Genomic DNA, 20,991 nt, shown 5'->3' on the forward strand with positions numbered 1-20,991 from the left:
TCAGTCGTCAAACTGGACAAGCGTGTACACGGGTATATCGCCAAGCCTATCACGGCCGCCCAGCTGTTTCAATTCGATGAGAAACGCTGCGCCGACGACCACGCCTCCGAGTTTCTCCACCAAGTCCATCGTCGCCCGCATCGTGCCGCCGGTCGCCAGGAGGTCATCCGCCACCACGACGCGCTGTCCCGGTTGAATCGCGTCCTCATGAATTTCCAAGCGATCCGTCCCGTATTCAAGCGCATACTCCACGCTCACGGTCTTGTAAGGCAGTTTGCCCGGTTTTCGGACCGGCACAAACCCGAGGCCCAGCGTCACGGCAAGCGGAGCCCCCACCACATACCCTCGGGCCTCTGGCCCGACCACCAGCTCAGGCTTCCATTCTTCCGCCTTGACTGCGAGAGCCTGGATGGCATCTCGATACACAGCCCCGTTTCCCAGAAGTGGCGTGATATCACGAAACAGAATGCCCTGCTTAGGAAAATCGGGGATGTCACGAATCCACGTCCGATAATGGTCTTTCAACTCGTTCTCTCCTCTTCCATTCGTTCACTCGGCCCGCCGCCGACCGGCCGCAGATGTCTGCGCACAAGTGCCTGGTACGCAAGGGAATCGCGCAGATCTCGTTTTTCGCTCGCAATCACATGATACAGGCCGCCCTCCAGCGCGGCAAATCCGAGTTCGACAAATGTCGCCATCACGGACTCGAGGTCCCGGTCGAGATCGGCCGAGATGCCGCTCACGCGCTGCCGCAGCGTTTCGAGTGTGCAGGGGCCCCGCCTGAGCGATCGGAACACGGCCGCAAACGCCTCTCTCGACACGGCACGAGGCAGGCGGTAGCCTTGCTCAATCCGAAGTTGAGGGCGGACGGTTCCTCTCCACGCATTGGGAACGAGTTCGACGATGAACGCCCAAAGCCCAGTGGTATCCCGAGCGATCCTATCGGGCGCGCGAAACCACACGGCTTCTTGGTGTGCATCGCCCTCCGCCAAAGTGAGCCTCAGATGTTCTCCGCCCCCCATCCGCGCGCATCGCACGATCTCGACGGGACCTACGAAGAATCGAAACGGCTCGTGCTCAGGCCCAAATGGCGCGAGCCGTTCCAGCCACAGCAGCAACTCGTCCGCCGACTCCGACAACATCAGGTAGTCGTCCGCGATGGCCATGGGCGGATCGACAGCCGTGCCAGTCGGCCGCGCCGCAACCGCAGCCTCGAGCAACGCCGCACGAAACGCCGGCAGTTGAGACGCGTCGAGTCCACACCCCACCGCCGCCTCGTGCCCGCCATAGTGATGGAGGAATTCCGCACACCGACTGAGAAGGTCGAGCATCGACGCGCCTTCGGGCGCACGCCCGGATCCTCTCAGCGTCCCATCGCCCATGTCCGCGAGGGCGATGGCCGGACACGCGTAGGTCTGGGCGAGGCGACCCGCGATCAGCCCCACCACGCCGAGGGGCCAAGCGCCCGCCACGACGATGGCTGCAGGATTCGGTCCGTGCTCCCGCTCCACGGCCTCGACAGCCTCGGCGAACGCTGCGTCCACGGCCTGCCGCCGCTTCGCGTTGAGCACCTCCAGCTCTTCGGCGAGGCGCTTCGCCTCCTCTTCATCCTCTTCCATCAACAACCGATAGGCGAGATCGGCATGTGCCATGCGGCCTGCCGCGTTCAGCCTCGGAACCAGGCGCCAGGACACGTCGGACGCACCGAGGGTATCTCGGCTCACCCGGGCGCAATCGCAAAGCACTCGCCAGCCGGCGCTGCCCTCTGTGGCAAGCACCCGGATACCCTCGCGCACGAGCCGGCGATTTTCTCCCACGAGCGGCATCATGTCGGCGAGCGTGCCGAGCGCAGCGAGGCCCGTGAGCCATCTCCGCAACGCGTCGGCTTTCGGGACGCCGGCCGCGTCAAGCAGTTGGATGGCGAGCTTCCACGCGACGAACGCACCACAGCCTCGCTTTGCCGATATAGGATCTCGGTGGCGCGTGAAGTGAAGGACCGGCACGCCGTCGGGGACGATTTCGTCTCCAGGCTCGTGGTGATCGGTGACCACGACACTCAGGCCGTCGGCAAGCGCCGCCGAGATGGCCTCCACCGCGCGGATCCCGTTGTCGACCGTGACGATGAGCGCTGCGCCTTCGTTCTTGGCATCCTCGAGCAGGCGGAGCGAGAAACCATAGCCGTCCGACACGCGCTCTGGGATGTGGCACGTCACCCGCCCGCCCAGCGCCTGGATGGCTTTCGTCACGATCACGGCGGCGCTCACACCGTCCACATCGTAGTCCCCCATCACGGCGATGATCTCACGTCTTCTCACAGCCTGCAGGATTCGCTCACACGCCGCGCGCATGTCGGTAAAGTCCATCGGGTCGCTCCACGGCTCGTCGGCCGTGAGCAGGCGCCGCACTTCGTCGGGGTCCTTATAACCGCGCGCCGCAAGCAGGCGCGCCACGCGCATCGGCATCTCAAAGACGGAGGCCAGCCGGCGCGCGACATCGCCAACCCCTGCAGCTCGCCAAAGGGGAACGCTCACTCTTTGCGCCCCCTCTCACGCCCGTGATGTCGCTCACCTGGGTCGTACGGATTCACGTGAACAAACACGTCCTGGACGCGGTCAAATTTCTCACGAAGCCGGTCCCGCACGGCCGCCGCGATGTCGTGGCCGGCGAGAACCGTGATGTCCGCGTCCACAGCGATTTCGATGTCCACAATCACATACTGGCCGTGATCGCGCACCCGGATCTCATCGATGGCGCGAACCCCCGGGACCCGCAGCACCTCCCGCCGATACGGCTGCAGCGCCTCTTCGGAAAGCACGACGCGGTCCATCAAGATCTCCAATGCATCCTTCGCGATTTCGACCGCCATCTTGAGAACCAGCGCCGCCACAAAGATGCCGGCCGCGGCATCGGTGTACATGAGCCACTCAACGCCGAGGCGCTCGCCCACGACGGCCATGACAATGCCGACGAGCGCGGCCAGGGAGGAGTACACGTCCGCCCGGTGATCAGACGCCTGTGCCAACAGGCTCTTCGACTGCAGTCGCTTGCCGAGCCTGACGTTGTAGCGGTAGAGCGCCTCTTTGACGATCACCGCCACGAACGCCATGAGCGCCGCCGTCCATTCCGGAGCACGGGGGCTGTGGAAGAAGGAAGCGGTGGACGAATAAAACACTTCGATGGACGCCGCGATGAGCAGCACACTGACGCAGATGGAAGCGATGAGTTCCGCCTTCCCGTGGCCGTAAGGGTGGTCCTCGTCTGGCGGCTTTCGGGCGATGCGCAGGCCAACGATGACCGCCACGGAACCCACGAGGTCGGATGCGGAGTGAACGGCGTCCGCGATCAGGGCCTCACTGTGCGCCAGGATTCCAATGATGCCCTTGGCGAGCGCGAGGAGAACGTTCAGGATGGCGTTCACGTAACTGAGCACGGAGCCGCGGCGCTCAAGCTGATTGGTCACTTGCCATCACCATCGAATCCTTTCGTCATGCAATGGACGAAGGAGGGGAGCGCTTCGCGGATGCGCTCCCCTGCCGTCACTCCGGAATCGGTGCGGCTTTGTCGCCGCGAGTGGCCTTCTTCATCGAGCGAGATCGCCACGCCACCCATATGGGGCTCGCGATGAAGATGGACGAATACGCCCCGCTCACCAGCCCGATGATGAGCGCAAACGTGAAGTTGCGGATGGAGATGCCGCCAAAGAAATAGAGGATGACGGCCGCGATGAGCACCGTGAGAACCGTGCGTATGGATCGGTTCATCACCTGCCAGAGGCTCTTGTTGACGACCGCCCGCAGTTCGTCGACCGTTTCCGGTTTGTCGATCTTCAGGTTCTCGCGAATACGGTCGAAGATGACGATCGTATCGTTAATGGAGTATCCCACAATCGTCAGAAGCGCAGCCACAAAGGTCAAATCCACCTCGCGTCGAAGCAGGGCAAACGCCGCAAGCACGATGAACGCGTCGTGAAGGAGCGCAATGATCCCCGAGATGGCGAAGCGGAACTCAAAGCGAATGGCGATGTACACGACGATGCACGCAGCCGCGGCGAGCACGGCGTACACCGCTTTGCGAGCCGTCTGTTCTGCGACAAACGGATCGACCGAGTTGACCTGAATATCCTGCTTCGCGTCAGGGAAAAACCGGTGTTCCGCAGCTTGAATCTCGCTGATCTGCTTCGCCGTGAGCTGCTCGGGCAACGTGACCATCACGACATTCTGCTGAATGCCGCCCACCGTCAGGCTCGTGTCGCCAAGCGGCAGCCCAATGGATGCAAACATCTGGCGCACCCGAGCCTCGGGCACCCGCTGATTGAGCTCAAACTGGACCTCGGATCCCGATTTGAAATCCGTGCTCAGGTTGAAGCCGAAAAGGGCGAAGACGATCACGCCGGCCACCGTGATGGCCCCGGACAGCAAAAAGAACCAGCGACTCGCCCGGATGATATCAAACCTTGGCTTCACGGCTCTTCACCACCCCTCTCGGCGCGCCGTACCACCAAGGATTCTTGACCGCCTGCGCCGCCGTGAACGTCAACAACATTGCCCGGGCAAACAGCACGGCCGTCAAAAGGCTCACGATGATGCCCACCATCAGCGCCACAGCGAATCCGCGGACATCGCCTTCGCCGCCGAAGATATACATGATGAGACCTGCGATGAACGTGGTCGCATTGGAGTCGACGATGGTGCGAAACGCGTTCTTATTGCCGATGCGCACGGCGGATCGCAGGCTGCGCCCGTTTCGCACCTCATCTTTGATTCGCTCATACGTAATGATATTCGCATCCACGGCGATGCCGACGCCAAGGATGAGGGCAGCAAGCCCCGACAGCGTCAACACGACGTGCAGGCCGGCGAACGTCAGGAGTGTGAGGTAGCCGTACGCCACCAATGCGATGTCGGCAATCAGCCCCGCCATGCGATACGCGGCGATCATGAACGCGAAGATGAGTACCACTGCGATGACGCCCGCGATGAGCGTCCGGTGCAGACTGGTGGCCCCAAGCGTGGGCCCGACGCTCGTCTCGCTTTCGAGCGTGAGCGGATAGGGCAAGGCGCCCGCATTGAGTTCATTGGCGAGATCGATGCACGCCTGCGGCGTGGTCAGATTGCCACCAGAAATCTCGCTCTGCCCTGTGTACATCACCTGCTCGACGACCGGGTTGGTCAGCAACTGGCCGTTGAGAAACACGTAGATGGGTTTCTGCAAATACCGCTTGGTGATGCTTGTCCAGAGGCTCGCGTTCTTGAACTCGATCGCGACGGCGTTCTGACCCGTCTGTTGATCCACCACCCAGTGGGCATTCGACTTGAGGTCCGCTCCGGTCGCAAGCGGTGGCCCAACCGGGACAATCTTTCCGGTCTTGGGGTCAATCTTGGCGCTCCCGTAGATGGCGAGCTGCGCCGTGGCGCCAATGACACTCACGGCCTCCTGTTGATTCTTCACGCCCGCGACTTCCACGCGAATCTGATCTTGTCCGAGTTGATTGCGGCCCTCGAGTTGAATGATGGGCGACGACACGCCGAGCGAGTTCACGCGCATTTCAATCGCGCGAACGAGCGCCGCTTTGCCCGTGCTGTCGAGTGGATGGCCCTTCGGTGTATCCACTGCATAGAGCAGGTCCACGCCACCCTTCAAATCGAGGCCGAGAGGTATTGATTTCCATATCTTTGGACCTGTGCTGATGGTGAGGCCGAGTACGACAACCACCATCGCGAGAAACGCCAAGAGGCGCCCCCATTTCATGGTAAGTCCTCCTTGTCCGCCACTTCCACGTGCATAACATGAACCAGTATACCGATGGACGTTTTTCGACGTCAAACGTCATCCGGCGTACCGAGATCCCCGCGCAGGGCGCCGAGTGTCACATACGTCATATAGTCGTTGGGCTTGGCGGACAACACCACGTCCACCAGGCGGTGCAGCGACAGCGGCCTGGGCAGTTTTGTGCAGATGTAGGCCCAAAATGAGTCGACATCGATCGTGTCATAGCCCATGAGGCGGAACTCTTCGACCTTCGCCTCACAAAGCAATTTCAGCTGATCCGCGTAGGGCCGAAGCTCCGGGTGCATCAATGGATCGTCCACCGCCATCCCTCCGATGCGTGCGAATAACAATTCCATCTCGCGCGCGAAAAATCCTGTCTGACCGCAAAAGTGGACTACCGTCATGCCTCTCGGCATAGGCAATAGCGTAGGCCGCTTGCGGGCCATGGACGGGAGGGAAGGTCGCTTGAGCCGCCAAACGTTCCTGCAAGGCGCGCTGGTGCTCATGATTGCCGGCATCGTGACGCGCATCATGGGATTTATATACCGAATCGTATTGACGCGCCTCATCGGCGCAGAGGCCATGGGCCTGTTTCAAATCGTCTTTCCCATTTTGGGGCTTGCGCTCACCTTTGTCACGATGGGGTTTCCGCTAGCCATCGCGAAACTGGTGGCCGAGGCAGTGGCCAAGCGAGACGTGGACCGCGTTCGCCGCGTCATGCGCATCTCCTCCGCATGTGTACTGACATCCGCCGCCCTCTGCATGGGCGTCATGTACGCGTTCCGTCACGTCGTCGCGCAATACTGGCTCACCGACCCAAGAGCGTACCCCACGTATCTCGCCATGATCCCCGTGGTGGGCGTGATTGCCGTGGCAAGCCTATACCGCGGCTATTTCCAGGGAATTCAGGACATGACCCCGACCGCGTGGGCGTCCATCCTGGAGCAATCCGTGCGCATCATCAGCATATGGGCATTGGCCGCATATTTCGTGCGGTTCTCGTTGGCATATGCCGCGATGGCGGCGATGGTCGGGATGGTTCTGGGTGAGCTGTCCGGACTCTTGTTTCTCATCTGGCAGCAGCGGCGGCGCGCGCGCATGGATCAGGTCGTGCCAGAACCTGCGTACGCGCGCACATCGGAGCCGATGCGAGCGACGCTCCGGGCCATCACGCAGCTGTCGCTGCCCGTCACCGCGAGCCGGCTCATCTGGTCGCTCTTGTCGGCAACCGAACCCATCCTGGTCCTGCGCGCGCTGGGGATGGCGGGCGTGCCGCTCAAGCAGGCCACGGCCTTGTACGGCGCGTATTCGGGCATGGCCATTCCGCTGCTCGTCTTCCCGACCGTGGTGACGTCCTCGCTCGCAACAAACCTGGTGCCGGCCGTGGCGGAGGCCCAAGCGTCGGGGAACGTGGAACGGATTCGACACCGGCTGTCGCAGAGCATTACCGTCACGGCGATGGTCTCGTTTCCGGCCTCCATCGTCTTCACCTTTTTTGCGGCGCCGCTCACCAGGGCCATCTATGGAGACGCTCACGTCGGCCCGATGTTGGCCATCATGGCGCCTTTTGTGTTCATGCTCTGCCTTCAATCGCCTTTGACGGGGATTTTACAAGGGCTCAACCGCGCGGGAACGGCGATGGTCAACTCCATCGTGGGCGGCGTGGCGCGGCTGGCCGTCATCCTGGTGCTCGCCACACGCCCTTCGCTCGGCATTCTCGGCGTGAGCATCGCCACCGCGTTTTCGTTCACGCTCACCGCCGCGCTTCACCTGATCGCCGTCGTTCGGGAAATCGGATTTCAGATGCGGACCACCTCCGTCGTGCGCATTGGCGTCGCCTCCGCCGCGATGCTCGCGTACATGCTCCTGATCACGTTCCGGGCAGGCTCGTCCCTTTCTGGGTCAGCTCTCCTGCTGGCGCTCGTGGGCGGACTGATGCTCTACTTCGCGCTGCTCTGCTCGCTCCGCGTCCTCACCTCGCGCGCCGTCGAGCGCGTGCCCAAGGTGGGACCCTGGCTTGCCGCGGTCGTCCGGCATCTTCCGTTCGCGATCTGAACGCGAAGAGGCGTCCCTGTCGTCGATCCACCATTCTCCGCGCCCGTTGACGCGCGCATAAAAGACGCGCTCCAAGTCGTGGCCACGAAGGCGAAGCTGTTCGCGCAGCCACGCTTCGTCTTGCCCCAATCGCTCGAGCGCGCTCTGAACCGGCTTGCCGTCCACCACCACGGTGAGCGCAGGACCGGTCTCTTCGGCGGTGATGCCGAGATCGCGCGGCGTCAGCGGACGCGCTTCCGGCTTCGGCACGACACTCAATTGACCGGATGTCTCCAGGATGGCGAACTCCACATCCGCCACATCCGCATAGCCCTGCTCGCGCAACTGCGTCAGAAGATCATGAACGGTGTACCGGATGCGCCGCATTTCCCGATCGCAAATGCGGCCATGCGCAATGAGAACCGAAGGTTCCCCTTCAATCCAATGACGAAACCGGTGACTTTTCATCTGAAGAAGGGCGACTGCAAGTTGAAACAACACGAGCGAGCCAATGGAAATTGCGGCTTCCCAAATCGGAACGCGGCGGTCCTCCATGGGCAGCGTGGATAGCTCCGCGATCATGATGGACACGACGAGATCGAAGACGGATAGCTGGCCGATCTCGCGCTTGCCCATAATGCGGAGGGCCACCATCACCATCAGATAGAGAACCAAGGCGCGGAGTGGAAACTGCCACAGGGGTATGTGCGGCATGGAGAAGCCCCTCCTCACCTTGGCAGTATGCCCGGAGAAGGGGCTTTTCCATGCCGCCTAGACGGAGTGCGAGGGGGATTCGGGCTCGCTCACGTGCAGAGGGGCGTGAAGACGCGCGAACAGTTCCTCAATCCGGTTGAACAGGTCCGCGCCATCCTGGACCACATCGTAGACCTCCATACCACAGGCCACGCGAACGGAGAGCGTGTTCTCTCCAACGTGAAAGGGGTGTTGCTCAATGGCCCGCGTGACTCGACGGCAAATACCCGCGAGCTCCAATTCCGAGACGTTGGGGATGATGATGAGCATCTCGTCTCCGCCATATCGGCAAGCCAGCTCGGAGTGTCGCAACACCTGACGAATGACGACCCCGGCCTGGCGCAGCACCTCGTCCCCTGCTTCAAACCCGTACGCGGCGTTTACCTCGCTGAACCTGACGAGATCGAGACAAATGACACCCCAGCACGTCGTGCCGTGCGCCATCTCGTCTCGGACGCGAATGTTCACGAAGTGATGAGTGTACAGGCTCGTCAGAGGATCGACGAACAACTGCGTGTCGAATTCAGGGGCATACATGGCGGTTCGATTGCGCCCGCGCTGTTTAGCGCCCCAGTACATGGCGCTGTCTGCCTTGACGAGAAGATCGCGATCCGACTCGCTGTGATCCGGGCAGGTCGCCATGCCGATGCTGACCGTGATACCTTGGAGATGATATCCTTCGAAGTCCACCGCGAGCTTCGACACATCCTGGCGGATGGCTTCCGCAATCTCGTACGCCTCGCGTGCGCTGGCCCACAGGAGCACGGCGAACTCTTCTCCGCCGTAGCGCGCCGCCACGCCGTCTGGCGCAGCGTGCCGCTCGAGGATGCGCCCGACTTCGCGAAGCACCACATCTCCTGCCAGGTGCCCGTACGTGTCGTTGAATCGCTTGAAGAAGTCCACGTCCACAATCAGCACGGAAACCGGGCGATTCTCCCGTAGCGACACCTGAACGCGCCGAGAGAGCTCCTCGTAGAAATACCGGTAATTCAAAAGCCCTGTGGCTTCGTCGCGGAACGACCGGTCCTGAAGCTCCTGGTACAGCTTGGCATTCTCGAGCAGCACGGAGACCTGGTTCGCCAAGGCGTCCATGTACTCGTGCATGTGGTTGAACGCCTTTGGGCGCTTCGCGTAGCAGACAATCGCGCCGTGCGCCTTCTGATGCGCATGCATGGGGAAGATGGCCATGCTCAAAAAGGTCGGCGTTTCTCCCAAGAAGCGCACGCGCGAGTCTTTGCGCACATCCGGCACAATGACGTGATCGCGCTGATGGATGGTTTTCCAGATAACGCCGCCCTCCGATTCCGGCCAGCCTTCCATGGAGAACTCGGCCTCGTACGAACGCGGGTAGACGGCGGCGGGGACGAGACACCCGCGACCATCGATGACGAACACCGCGACACAGTCGGCCAACGTCATCCTCCGGGCGAGATGCGCGGCTTCGAGGGCGATTTGCCGCATGTCAAACTCGGTCGCAAGGTTCGCGAGGCACTCGTGAATCTCCTGCAAGTCCATGGCCTGCCGATGAGAACGGAGCATGTAGGCCAACATGAGAAGCGGCAGCACCATGATGGGCGCGAGCCACGCGCTTGTGGAATCCAGCATGACGACGAGCAGCGCGAACGGAATGCAGAGCGCGAGGTTGATGAGATCCGTGACGAGCGCAGCCCACACGGCTGACCAGAGGAGCGTTCCCCGCAGCCACTGAATGATTTGCACAAACGCGTGATTGACGACCAGAAACACCGCCGCAGACAAAAGCAGAGCGCCCACAGCGAGCGCGTCGATGCGGATCAAAGGAAGGGAGACGAGCTGACGGAGCACCCACCACATGGCGAACGTCGAGAGCGCATATTGTCCGGCGTTGAAAAACACAGTCTCGAGATCCCAGTGGCGCCTCATCGCAGGCACAAAGGCGGCCGCAATGGCGCACAACATCGCCTCTTCTCGCCCGTCGAGCGCCACATAGGAGAACAGGACCGCCGGGGTCAGACTGGCGGATCCGAGCCGGAGCGGCACCGGCATCGCCTCAACCAGGCAGGCGAGCGCCAGCATGACGATGAAAAACCAGATATTCACAGATCGGAGCTCCGGGAGTCCCACGAGCGCCGTTCCACACCCGAAGATTCCGACGATCAGACTGTACACGGTTTGTCGCTTGAGCGGTATGCCTTCCGCCATACCGACACCCCCACCCCAACCCGCGCCCGTTCGAATTCTTCAAGTTTCCAGTATAAACAGTTCATCTCTCGGCGGACAAGATCATAATCGCAGATCTCGCCGAATATCGTGTAGAGAAACTTGTACCAGGAGTGATGCGCCGTGTCGAGATGGAACGAAGGCCACCGATTCGACGTGCTCCGCGCCATCCCCGTCGTATATGGTACCGTCTGGAGCCTGTGCGTCGCCCTTTGCGGCACCCTCGTCGTCTTCTTGATGGCGCACTACGGCGAGTGGGGCCCCGAGCGGATCACAACGGCCGCGTACGTCATCCACTGCCTGGCCGTCCTGTTCGGCGCCATCGCGGCTGCGCGCCAAGGCCAGGGGCGTGGATGGTTTCACGGTGGGGCCACCGGCCTCCTCTACGCCGTCATCATGGTCGCCATCGGCCTCTTCGTCGATAACACGTTCACCTTCGACGCAAGCGGTCTCTTTCGCATCCTTCTCATGTCCGTCATCGGCGCATTTGGAGGAGTCATGGGCAGCGCGTGGGTTCGCTCGTAACGCCCGCCGCGGGATGCGGGAGGCCGATGGGCCGTATGGACGCGCGACCGACCTCCCCATCCAGGTTCATCACACCCCGCCGTGCTCCTTGCGGTGCTCCTCGAACTCGCGCTCCGCGTCCGAAGCGCCCTCATGACCCTCAGCGGTCGCCTCGCCACCGTGGTCCAGCCCGCGGTCCTCCGCCTCGTCCACGGCTTCCTCGTGTTCCACATCACGGCCTTCCTCTACGACGCGCACGATGGCACGCTGATCCATCTCCACGTCCACGCCATCTGCGATGCGAACGATGGCGATATCGCCCTGCATCGCGACGATCTCGCCATACAGTCCCGCCGCCGTCATGACCCGCGCCCCGGGCCCCAGTTTTTTCATCATCTCCGCGCGGCTCTTCTGCTGCCGCCGCTGCGGCAACAAAATGAGCACGTAAAACACCACAATCAGGAGAATCAAAAACAGAATGCTGCTGCTACCCTTCAAACTCACACGCCCTCTCGCTCAGATGTATAGCCGTACCTATTGTAGAATTCGCGCTTGAACGCCAAAAACCTGTCCTCCTCGATGGACTTTCTGATTTCCCTCATCAGGTTGAGCAAAAAGTGCACGTTGTGATACGTGGTCAGCCGCACGCCGAGAATTTCTTCCGCCTTCAGGAGGTGCCTAATGTATGCGCGCGAAAATGTACGACACACCCGGCAGGAGCAGGACGGATCGATAGGACGAAAATCATCCCGATACTGGGCGTGCTTCATCACCACCTTGCCCGTCGAAGTGAACACCGTTCCATTGCGCGCGATACGCGTCGGAAGGACGCAGTCAAACATGTCCACGCCCCGCTCCACGCCCTCGAACAGATCGTCCGGGCTGCCCACGCCCATCAGATACCTGGGCTTCTCTTCGGGCAAGAGCGGCGCCACGTGCGACAGGATCTCGTACATGAGCGGCTTCGGCTCGCCCACGCTGAGCCCGCCGATGGCGTAGCCGGGCAGGTCGAGCTCCACCAACGCCTCCACGGCTTGCCGCCGGAGATCCAAGTGCTCTCCGCCTTGCACAATCCCAAACAGCGCCTGCTCCTCCGGGCGCGCGTGCGCCTCCTTGCACCGCTTAGCCCACGCGAGGGTCCGCCGAAGCGATGTCTCCAAATACGATCTCGTCGCGCCGTAGGGCGGACACTCGTCGAGCTGCATGATGATGTCTGCCCCCAGCGCGTTTTCGATGGCCATGACCGTCTCGGGGGAAAAGAAGCGCGGGCTGCCATCGATGTGGGACCGGAATTGAACGCCCTCGTCGCTGATGTTCCGCAGGCTCGCGAGGCTGAACACCTGAAACCCGCCGCTGTCCGTGAGGATGGCGCCCTTCCACTGCATGAACCCGTGCAGTCCTCCGGCGCGCTGCACGATGTCCTCGCCCGGGCGAAGGTGAAGGTGGTACGTGTTCGCCAGGATGATGCCCGCGCCGAGTTCCTCCAGTTCCCACGGCGCCATCGTCTTCACCGTGGCCTGCGTCCCGACCGGCATGAACACCGGGGTGTCGATCACGCCGTGCGGCGTGTAGAGCCGCCCCCTCCGCGCCGCCGTGCGGGAACACCGCTTGAGGAGTTCATACCTCACTGGTACCTGCAACGTCCGCCCTCCTCTTGATGAACATCGCGTCGCCAAAGCTAAAGAATCGATACGAGCGCTCGACGGCCTCGCGATACACGGCCTTGGCGTAGTCCGTGCCCATGATGGCGCACACCAGCATGAACAGCGTCGACTTCGGCAGGTGGAAGTTGGTAATGAGCCCGTCCATGATGTGGAACTTGAAGCCCGGATAAATGAAGATGTCGGTCTCCCCCTGCTTCGCCTCCAGCACGCCCGACTGACCCGCCGCCTCGAGCGTCCGGAGCGCCGTGGTGCCGACCGCGATGACCGGCCTGCCTTCGGACTTGGCTTGGTTGACCATCTCGGCCGTCTCCGGGCTGACTTCGTACCATTCGCTGTGCATGCGGTGTTCTTCCACGTTCTCCACCTGCACCGGGCGGAACGTCCCGATCCCCACGTGCAGGGTGACATGGCACAACTGCACGCCCTTGTCCCGAAGCTTCTGCAGCAGTCGCTCCGTGAAATGGAGGCCCGCGGTGGGCGCGGCGACCGATCCCACGCGTTTCGCGTACACGGTCTGGTACCGCTCTTGGTCTTCCAGTTTTTCATGAATGTAAGGCGGAAGGGGCATTTCACCCAGCCGATGCGCCACGTCGATCACGGACTCATTCGTGTGGAACCGCACGAGCCGTATGCCCTCGTCCTCCTCGCCCACGACCTCCATCTCGACGCGCCCGTCGCCTTCGCCGACCACCAGTCGGTGGCCGGCGCGAACCCGCTTCGCGGGGCGGGCCAGGCATTGCCAGGTGTTCGGTTGATCGTCGACCGGACGAACCAACAAAAGCTCGACGTGCCCGCCCGTGTCGGGCTTGAACGCGTGCAAGCGCGCGGGCAGAACGCGCGAGTCGTTCATCACCAGGACGTCGCCCGGATTCAACTCCTCGACAATTTCAGCGAAGATGCGGTGTCGAACGACGCGATCCACCGGATCGACCACGAGCAGCCGGGATTGGTCGCGCTCTGGCAGCGGTTGTTGCGCAATCAGATGTTCAGGAAGTTCATAATCGAAGTCCTCGACGCGCACGAGCATTCCTCCCAAGAGGTCATTGGATGGTCAACGCGAAAAAAGCTGCCCCGGCACACCGGGACAGCCCGTTTCGTCTCATGGTTTCATGGCCCACGGGCGATGTCGTGTGGGACGAACGAGCATCACCCATTATACCGAGGCTCGCTGCGGGAATTCAAAGGCTGGCTCAGGGCCGCTTCCACGATGCTCGCGACTTCGTCATAGTTGCCCGTGTTCAATCCCTCGAGCGCCGTGTGAAGATCGTGCGCCTGCGCCACCACGGTCTGGACGTTGGCCGAACTCAGATCGCTCAGATGGACGTGAACGCCCACCTCTTGCGCAAGAAGATAGCTCGCGTACTGTGCAGGTGCCACGTGATTCGCCAGCGCTTGGTTCCACACGGTCGGCGACAAGGCCATGCTGTACACGTTGCCCTCGCCCTGCGTCGCGCCCTGAATGGCGCTCATCACGGCGCGATCGATATCCGAGCCGGCGTCGTCGCCGTCGAGGGAGGTGGTGGCCACCACGACGCTGTCGTTTCGCGGCATCTGCCCCTCGACCGCGAGCTCACCGACGAGCGATCGGACCGCGTCCGCGAGCGGTTTGCCCTTCACGCGCACGTGCTCGAGGACGGACTGGCCCACCGCGTTGTACGCGCTCGCGGACACCACGCGCATGTTTTGGTCGACGGCAAGGCTCCACTCGGCATTGGCATCGACCGACACGAGCGCGTGGGGCCGCGCGCCCCACCCGGCCATGGACAGGGCGCCCCCTCCGATCGCGGCGCAGAGGGCGCAGGCCGCAACGGCCCCAAGCGCCACACGGCGTCTGGCCCAAGCGCGCAGCCACCCGCCGCCGGCCCGTCCACGGACGCTCACGTCGATCACGTCCCCGACCGACATGCCGGGCCTCGCGGCCATCTTCACAAAGGCTCCGTCGTCCGTGAGCAAAATGGCGCGATCGCCCTGGAGCTCCACCACGACGGCGCGACCCCGGACTCGCACACTCATGACGTCAATCCCCTTCCGCCCTGAGAAGAAACGACTTCAACATGGGAAAGTCACCGGACAACAAGAGAACCATGGCGAGAATGTACTTGCGCTGGCGTTCGAGCGTCTTGCGCGATACGCGGACCCGCTCCTCCACCTGGCGCAGCGGCAGCGCCTTGCGCCGATACACGTACGCCACGAGTTCGGGATCGGACGCAATCGCATGGGCGCACAGGAGGGCGTTTCTGCGCGCGTCCTCGTGCTTGGGCGAGAGATCGACCAACTCCCTGAACGACAACCCGAACTCTTCCAGACGACGAGCGTACTCTTCGATCTCGTACGCCCGCATGGCGGCCTCTTCCCGGCGCTGATGTTCCGCAATGGAGGACGCCACCTCGACCCAGTTCGAGACGTGATCGTCCTCGTCGGCCTGATCAAACTCGCTCCACGGGCGGAGGCGCGCGCGATGTTGGCGCTGCGCTCGAAAGAAATCGACGAGGCGCCGCCGGATCACGGTTTCCGCAAAGGTCAGAAATGACGCCGCGCGCTCATCCTGATATCGATCGATGGCCTCGTTGAATGCCGCCAGCGACACGCTGTACTCGTCATCCGCGTGCGGATCGATATACCGCTTGGCCGTTTGCGACGCGATGCGCAGGATAAAAGGTATGTACAGGGCGATGAGCTCATTGCGCGCGTGCGCGTTTCCGGCTTTCGCACTTTGGAGCAAGCGGGCCAACTCGTTTCGTTCGTCTAACGACCTTCCGCGAAACGGGAGAACGCCCACGCTCCCACCTCACCTCATGAATTCGTTCCCGGCCCCGCGTTTACGGGGGTGCCGATGGATAGCCGGCGCTCTGCTCAGCCTGAAGGCACGGCGCGCCCCAGGTGGCGGTAGGCGGACGGCATGACGACGCGGCCGCGCGGGGTCCGCTTCAAGAAGCCGATCTGGAGCAAGTACGGTTCGTACACGTCCTCGAGCGTCGAGGGCTCCTCGCCGACCGCGGCCGCGAGCGTGTCGAGCCCGACCGGGCCCCCGCCGAACTTGTCCATCGCCGCCTCCAGGATCCGCTTGTCGGTAGCGTCGAGCCCCAGGGGATCCACGTGCAGTTGCGCGAGCGCCTCTGCGGCCCTCGCCGCGTCGATCTCGGGCCAGCCCGCGACCTGCGCGATATCGCGCACCCGCTTCAGCAGCCGATTCGCAATTCGCGGCGTTCCCCGCGCTCGGCGGGCGATCTCGGCGCACCCGTCCTCCGTGATGCTGAGTTGGAGAATGCGCGCGTTGCGTTTCACGATCTCGGCGAGATCGCGCACCGGATAGTAGTCCAAATGCAGCATCACGCCGAAACGGTCGCGCAACGGGTGCGACAGGAGCCCCGCGCGCGTCGTGGCGCCGATCAGCGTGAACGGAGGGAGATCCAGCCTCACCGAGCGGGCGCTTGGACCTTTGCCGATGACGATATCAATCGCAAAGTCCTCCATGGCCGGATAGAGGACCTCTTCGACGCTCGGCGACAGGCGGTGGATCTCGTCGATGAACAGCACGTCGCCCGGCTGCAGATTCGTCAGGATGGCGGCGAGATCGCCCGCGCGCTCAATGGCCGGACCGGAGGTCACCCGGATTTGGACGCCGAGCTCGTTGGCGATGATCATCGCGAGGGACGTCTTGCCGAGGCCGGGCGGACCGTACAGCAGGACGTGATCGAGCGGCTCTCCGCGCTCCTTGGCGGCCTGAATGAAGATCCGCAGGTTTTCCACGGCGGCGCGCTGGCCGATGTAGTCGTCGAGAAAACGGGGGCGAATGGTGTCAAGCTGCGCGTCCTCGCGCATCCATTCGGCAGAAATCAATCGCTCGTCCATCCGGCCACCTCCTCATCCCTCGGCTACGGTTGCGACAGCGGCTCGGTTCGCGCGTCTCGCGCGTACAGATACGTCAGCGCCGCCTTGATGGTGTCTTCGACGGACTGGCGGCCTCTGCCGACCGCAGACACCGCCTCTTCGGCCTCCCGAGGGCGGTACCCGAGCGCGACAAGCGCCGACACCGCGTCCTCCGCCGCCGAGCCCTGCGGGCTAGACGCGGGAGCGGGGGCGCGCAAGGCAGCGGGCGCCAAGTCGTCGAGCTTCTCGCGCAACTCCACGACCAACCGACTCGCGAGTTTGCGGCCGATGCCAGGCAGGCGACTCAAGCTTTCGGCGTCCTCCGCCAGGATGGCCGCGACGATCTCGCCCACGCCTGCGGCGCCAATGACCTGAAGCGCCAGCTTGGGTCCAATCCCGGACACCGCCACCAGGCGTTCAAACAGGGCCCGTTCCTCGATTGTCTCGAAGCCGTACAGCGCCCAGCCGTCCTCGCGCACATGATGGTGTGTATACAAGAATGCGGTGTCACCGAGGTTCAGCGCCGCCTGTGTGCGGTCGCACACGTGCACGCGGTAGCCCACGTCTCTCACGTCGAGATCGACATAACCCGGACCGAGGAACGCCACGCGCCCCCGCAAGAAAGCGATCACCGAAAACGCCCCCGTTCCCACACCCAGCCCGTCCGCTTGCCTGCAGCCAGTCTCGCCTCCAGCTCGCCGATGCGCCCAGCGTGCGCGTGCGCGATGGCGACCGCCAGCGCGTCTGCCGCGTCGTCAGGCTTCGGCACGCTCGTCAACCGCAAAAGGAGTCTCACCATCTCCTGAACCTGCCGTTTGTCCGCCCGACCATACCCTGTCACAGCCTGCTTGACCTGCATCGGCGTGTATTCCATCACCGCAAGCCCCGCCTCCGCGCCCGCCAACAGGGCCACGCCGCGCGCCTGGCCGACCGTGAAAGCCGTCGTCGTATTGCGGCTGAAGAACAGCTCCTCCACCGCCATGACCGCAGGCCGATGTGTGCGGCAGAGCTCCGTCAACTGTTGAAAGATATGCCGAAGCCTCTCAGGTAAAGGCGTGTCCGCGCCCGTCTCGATGCAACCATGCGCCACATGGTGGAGCGAATCGCCCGGCCCTCGCTCAATAATGCCGAATCCCAGCCGGGCCAAGCCCGGGTCCACGCCAAGGATGCGCAAGGACTCCACGTTCGCTCCTCCTCTTGTTCACTATGGTCATTCGCCACGGACCCTCGAAACTCCTACCCATACAGATATGGAAAATAGAAGGACGAGATGAGAACAGGGCGATCGCCGCGTCACACCGAGCGATCGCCCGGAATCCGCCCGCCGGGATCGCGCATATACACGGGCGTGAGGAAGTAATAGCTGAGGGGAAGGTCAAGTCGCCAAGCGGGCCTCGATCCCGCAAACGCCACCACGGCATCGTCCGCCACCCGCCGACGCTCGATCACCATCGCGCCTGTGTTCGTCTCGTTGACCAGAATGACGCGGCGCGCTGGATGGTGGACGCGATGATGCGATCCGAAGTCCGTGCTCGCCGACACCGCCTCGTGCGCATCCACAGACGCGCCCCACGCCATCGAGGCGCAGGCGCACAAGGCAGCGAGCATCGCGCGGATGCCACCCTTTCGCATGGCCATCTGAACCTGCCTCCCGTCTCACCGAGAAGGTTCAGAGGTTAACGTGCGCACATGCGAGACAAATATGCACCTACTCGTCGTCTTCCTCGTCGTCGCCCGTGTCGAGATTCGTGAACACGGTCTGCACGTCGTCGAGCGACTCGAGGGCCTCGACGAGATCGTACACCTGCTCCAGTGCCTCCTCGGGCAGATCCATCTTCGTCGACGCCTCGTACGTGAGGGACGCTTCCTCGTAGGGAATCCCTTTCTCCTCGAGGCTCATCCGCACGGCGCGGAAGTTGTCCGGCGTCGTCTTCACGACGTACGTGCGGGATCGCTCGATCACGTCCTCGGCTCCCGCCTCGAGCGCCACCATCATCAGGTCATCCGCGTCCACCTTGTCCTTGGGCACGACGATCTCCCCGAACCGCTGAAACATCCACGCCACCGCGCCGGATTCGGCAAGATTCCCGCCGTGCTTGCGAAACAGGTGCCGAACCTCCGCCGCCGTGCGGTTCCGGTTGTCCGTGAGGATCTCGAGCAGCAGGGCCACCCCGTGCGGGCCATACCCTTCGTAGAGCAACTCCTCGTAGGTGGCACCTTCGAGCTGCCCCGTCGCCTTCGCGATGGTCCGCTGGATGTTCTCCATGGGCAGGTTGTTCGCCCGCGCCCGCTCGATGGCGACGCGCAGCCGGAAGTTCGTCTCGGGATTGCCGCCGCCCTCGCGCGCCGCCTGGTAGATGTCCTTGGACAGCTTGGTGAACAGCTGCCCGCGAATGGCGTCCTGCTTGCCCTTTCGCCGCTGAATATTGTGCCACTTCGAATGTCCCGCCATGTCCATTCACTCCAAGCATCAAGTTCCCCAGTCGCGCAGATACCGAAAGTCGAGGCCGATGGTGCGCCCCGACAGCTTGGCGATGATCGGCATGCGCCGCTTGTACTGATTGCGCCGGACGCGCTCGACGATGGCCCGCACCAGGCGCTCCGGATAGCCGCGGCTCACGATCTCGTCCGGCGACATCCGCAGATCCACCCACTGGTACAGGATCTCGTCCGCCTCGTCGTACGAGAAGCCGAGTTCCTTCTCATCCGTCTGATCCGCCCACAGATCCGCGCTCGGCGCTTTTTCCAAAATGCTCCGCGGAACGCCCAGGTGCGCGGCCAGCTGGCGCACCTGACACTTGTACAAATCCCCAATGGGATTGAGCGCGCTCGCCATGTCGCCGAACTGCGTGCCGTAGCCGAGCAAGAGCTCCGTCTTGTTGCTCGTGCCAAGCACGAGTGCGTTCATGGCGGCAGACAGATCGTACAGCGTGACCATCCGCTCCCGCGCCATTCGATTGCCGCGCCGGAGCGCGTTCGCCTCGTATCCGAGGACCCGGTCCACCTGCTCGAAATAGGCGTCCACGGGCGCGGTGATGTCGATGATCGTGTGCGGAATGCCGAGCGCCTCGACGACCTTGAGCGCGTCCTCGAGGCTCTGCGGATTGCTCGTCCGGTACGGCATGAGCACCGCGTGCACACGATCCCGCCCGAGCGCTTCCGCCGCCAAAAACGCCGTGAGCGCCGAATCGATCCCGCCAGACAGGCCGAACACGGCCTTCTGGAAGCCCACCTTCGTCACCTCGTCGCGGAGAAACCCCGTCAGCACCGAGGTGACGAGCGAAGGATTCAACGTCAGCTTCGCCTCAATCTCCGGCCTCATCGGTCGACCTCCTGCGCACAGCCTCCTGCATCTCGGCGAGTACTAGGCGAACGCGCTCATCGCGCATGAGCGGCGTCGTGTAGCGCGCCCGCCGCACCATCCGAAAGTCGAGATCGGCCACGACCATCGCGCTTTCGGATGCGGGCCCCTCGGCCACCCATTCCCCGTCCGGACCCATCACCCCGCTGCCTCCGTAAAAATGCACGCCGTCCTCGTAGCCGACGCGGTTGGCGAACACGAAAAAGCAGCCGCACAGCTGCGCGTAGACCTGCAGCAGCTGCCGCCAGAAGGCGTGCGAACCGAAATCGGAGGCGGCCATCGTGTTGCGCCAAGGGCTGGAGGCCGGCACATAAATCACGGACGCGCCCTGCACCGCGAGAAGATAAGGGCTTGAGAGATGCCACGCGTCTTCGCAGATCAAAACGCCAGCTTGTCCCCCTTGCGCGGAGAAGGTGCGGACGCGATCGCCCGGCGCAAAGTAGCGGCGTTCGTCAAACATTCCATATGTAGGAAGGTACAGCTTCCGGTGCCGGTGCACGAGGCGGCCGCCGGACGCGTAGGCCGCCGTCACAAAAAAGCGGCAGTCGTCCGTCTCCTCGACGAAGGAAAACAGCACATCCAGATCTCTGCTCGCCTGAATGAGGCGCTGAATGTCGGGGTGACTCACATGGCGCGCCACCTCGAGCGTCAGATCCTGCGTCTGATAACCGGTGAGCCCGAGTTCAGGAAACACGAGCACCTGCGCGTTCGCTCGTTTGGCCTCGTTCACGTAATCGAGATGCCGGCTCAAATTTGCGGACACGTCGCCCAGTTTGGGCGCAAACTGCGCAATGGCGACGCGGAACGCCGACCAAGCCACGTCCATTCCCCCACCCG

The 20,991-nt window shown here is 63.0% G+C and carries 21 protein-coding genes and 1 pseudogene; 2 read left to right on the forward strand and 20 right to left on the reverse strand.

The window, feature by feature from the left end; translation table 11 throughout:
- From AACI_RS10360 to AACI_RS10385, 6 genes are all read right to left on the reverse strand, one after another.
- Positions 1-525, reverse strand: coding sequence for an adenine phosphoribosyltransferase (locus tag AACI_RS10360; protein WP_012811373.1), 525 nt, complete (start codon positions 523-525; stop codon positions 1-3).
- Positions 522-2,531 (reverse strand): single-stranded-DNA-specific exonuclease RecJ, encoded by a 2,010-nt coding sequence (gene recJ, locus AACI_RS10365; RefSeq protein ID WP_012811374.1) that lies wholly within the window; start codon positions 2,529-2,531, stop codon positions 522-524. The genes AACI_RS10360 and recJ overlap by 4 nt, the downstream gene beginning before the upstream one ends.
- Complete coding sequence (locus tag AACI_RS10370; protein WP_012811375.1) at positions 2,528-3,460, reverse strand: cation diffusion facilitator family transporter; 933 nt, start codon at positions 3,458-3,460, stop codon at positions 2,528-2,530. Before AACI_RS10370 ends, recJ begins: the two co-directional genes overlap by 4 nt.
- A 76-nt stretch (positions 3,461-3,536) precedes the next feature.
- Positions 3,537-4,463: a protein translocase subunit SecF gene (gene secF, locus AACI_RS10375; protein WP_012811376.1), complete on the reverse strand. Its 927-nt coding sequence runs from the start codon at positions 4,461-4,463 to the stop codon at positions 3,537-3,539.
- On the reverse strand, positions 4,447-5,748 hold the full coding sequence (secD, locus tag AACI_RS10380) for a protein translocase subunit SecD (RefSeq protein WP_012811377.1): 1,302 nt from the start codon (positions 5,746-5,748) through the stop codon (positions 4,447-4,449). The genes secF and secD overlap by 17 nt, the downstream gene beginning before the upstream one ends.
- A gap of 71 nt (positions 5,749-5,819) precedes the next feature.
- On the reverse strand, positions 5,820-6,095 hold the full coding sequence (locus tag AACI_RS10385; RefSeq protein WP_148213860.1) for a post-transcriptional regulator: 276 nt from the start codon (positions 6,093-6,095) through the stop codon (positions 5,820-5,822).
- Positions 6,096-6,234: 139 nt separating this feature from the next.
- Between AACI_RS10385 and spoVB the strand changes: the two genes are divergently transcribed.
- Positions 6,235-7,824, forward strand: a complete 1,590-nt coding sequence (gene spoVB, locus AACI_RS10390; protein ID WP_012811379.1) for a stage V sporulation protein B — start codon at positions 6,235-6,237, stop codon at positions 7,822-7,824.
- 60 nt (positions 7,825-7,884) lie between these two features.
- Here spoVB and AACI_RS17155 read toward each other — a convergent pair.
- Both AACI_RS17155 and AACI_RS10400 read right to left on the reverse strand, forming a co-directional pair.
- Positions 7,885-8,517 (reverse strand): annotated as a pseudogene (locus AACI_RS17155) (DUF421 domain-containing protein); the annotation flags it as partial.
- A gap of 57 nt (positions 8,518-8,574) precedes the next feature.
- Positions 8,575-10,737: a sensor domain-containing diguanylate cyclase gene (locus AACI_RS10400; protein WP_012811380.1), complete on the reverse strand. Its 2,163-nt coding sequence runs from the start codon at positions 10,735-10,737 to the stop codon at positions 8,575-8,577.
- Between the two features lie 141 nt (positions 10,738-10,878).
- On the opposite strand from AACI_RS10400, the gene AACI_RS10405 reads away from it, so the two are divergent.
- Entirely contained in the window at positions 10,879-11,280 is a 402-nt protein-coding gene (locus tag AACI_RS10405) for a TIGR04086 family membrane protein (protein WP_012811381.1), read from the forward strand.
- Positions 11,281-11,349: 69 nt separating this feature from the next.
- On the opposite strand, the gene yajC is transcribed toward AACI_RS10405, so the two are convergent.
- The 12 genes from yajC to AACI_RS10465 form a co-directional block, all read right to left on the reverse strand.
- Complete coding sequence (yajC, locus tag AACI_RS10410; protein ID WP_012811382.1) at positions 11,350-11,757, reverse strand: preprotein translocase subunit YajC; 408 nt, start codon at positions 11,755-11,757, stop codon at positions 11,350-11,352.
- A gap of 2 nt (positions 11,758-11,759) precedes the next feature.
- The gene (gene tgt, locus AACI_RS10415; RefSeq protein ID WP_012811383.1) at positions 11,760-12,899 is read right to left on the reverse strand and encodes a tRNA guanosine(34) transglycosylase Tgt; all 1,140 of its coding nucleotides are present in this window, start codon (positions 12,897-12,899) and stop codon (positions 11,760-11,762) included.
- Complete coding sequence (gene queA / locus AACI_RS10420; RefSeq protein ID WP_012811384.1) at positions 12,877-13,944, reverse strand: tRNA preQ1(34) S-adenosylmethionine ribosyltransferase-isomerase QueA; 1,068 nt, start codon at positions 13,942-13,944, stop codon at positions 12,877-12,879. Before queA ends, tgt begins: the two co-directional genes overlap by 23 nt.
- A 125-nt stretch (positions 13,945-14,069) precedes the next feature.
- Positions 14,070-14,936: an anti-sigma factor domain-containing protein gene (locus AACI_RS10425; protein ID WP_012811385.1), complete on the reverse strand. Its 867-nt coding sequence runs from the start codon at positions 14,934-14,936 to the stop codon at positions 14,070-14,072.
- 4 nt (positions 14,937-14,940) lie between these two features.
- A complete protein-coding gene (gene sigI, locus AACI_RS10430) occupies positions 14,941-15,702 on the reverse strand; it encodes an RNA polymerase sigma factor SigI (protein WP_012811386.1) in 762 nt (253 codons plus the stop codon).
- Positions 15,703-15,776: 74 nt separating this feature from the next.
- The gene (gene ruvB, locus AACI_RS10435) at positions 15,777-16,775 is read right to left on the reverse strand and encodes a Holliday junction branch migration DNA helicase RuvB (protein ID WP_012811387.1); all 999 of its coding nucleotides are present in this window, start codon (positions 16,773-16,775) and stop codon (positions 15,777-15,779) included.
- A gap of 23 nt (positions 16,776-16,798) precedes the next feature.
- On the reverse strand, positions 16,799-17,425 hold the full coding sequence (ruvA, locus tag AACI_RS10440) for a Holliday junction branch migration protein RuvA (RefSeq protein ID WP_012811388.1): 627 nt from the start codon (positions 17,423-17,425) through the stop codon (positions 16,799-16,801).
- Entirely contained in the window at positions 17,422-17,976 is a 555-nt protein-coding gene (gene ruvC / locus AACI_RS10445) for a crossover junction endodeoxyribonuclease RuvC (protein WP_012811389.1), read from the reverse strand. Before ruvC ends, ruvA begins: the two co-directional genes overlap by 4 nt.
- Before the next feature lie 110 nt (positions 17,977-18,086).
- Positions 18,087-18,431: a hypothetical protein gene (locus AACI_RS10450; RefSeq protein WP_012811390.1), complete on the reverse strand. Its 345-nt coding sequence runs from the start codon at positions 18,429-18,431 to the stop codon at positions 18,087-18,089.
- A 70-nt stretch (positions 18,432-18,501) separates the two neighbouring features.
- Positions 18,502-19,245: a YebC/PmpR family DNA-binding transcriptional regulator gene (locus tag AACI_RS10455; protein ID WP_012811391.1), complete on the reverse strand. Its 744-nt coding sequence runs from the start codon at positions 19,243-19,245 to the stop codon at positions 18,502-18,504.
- 18 nt (positions 19,246-19,263) lie between these two features.
- A complete protein-coding gene (locus AACI_RS10460) occupies positions 19,264-20,115 on the reverse strand; it encodes an NAD+ synthase (protein ID WP_012811392.1) in 852 nt (283 codons plus the stop codon).
- Positions 20,099-20,980: a nitrilase-related carbon-nitrogen hydrolase gene (locus AACI_RS10465; protein ID WP_035468879.1), complete on the reverse strand. Its 882-nt coding sequence runs from the start codon at positions 20,978-20,980 to the stop codon at positions 20,099-20,101. Before AACI_RS10465 ends, AACI_RS10460 begins: the two co-directional genes overlap by 17 nt.
- Positions 20,981-20,991 lie beyond the last annotated feature (11 nt).

Source organism: Alicyclobacillus acidocaldarius subsp. acidocaldarius DSM 446 (assembly GCF_000024285.1).
Taxonomy (GTDB): domain Bacteria; phylum Bacillota; class Bacilli; order Alicyclobacillales; family Alicyclobacillaceae; genus Alicyclobacillus; species Alicyclobacillus acidocaldarius.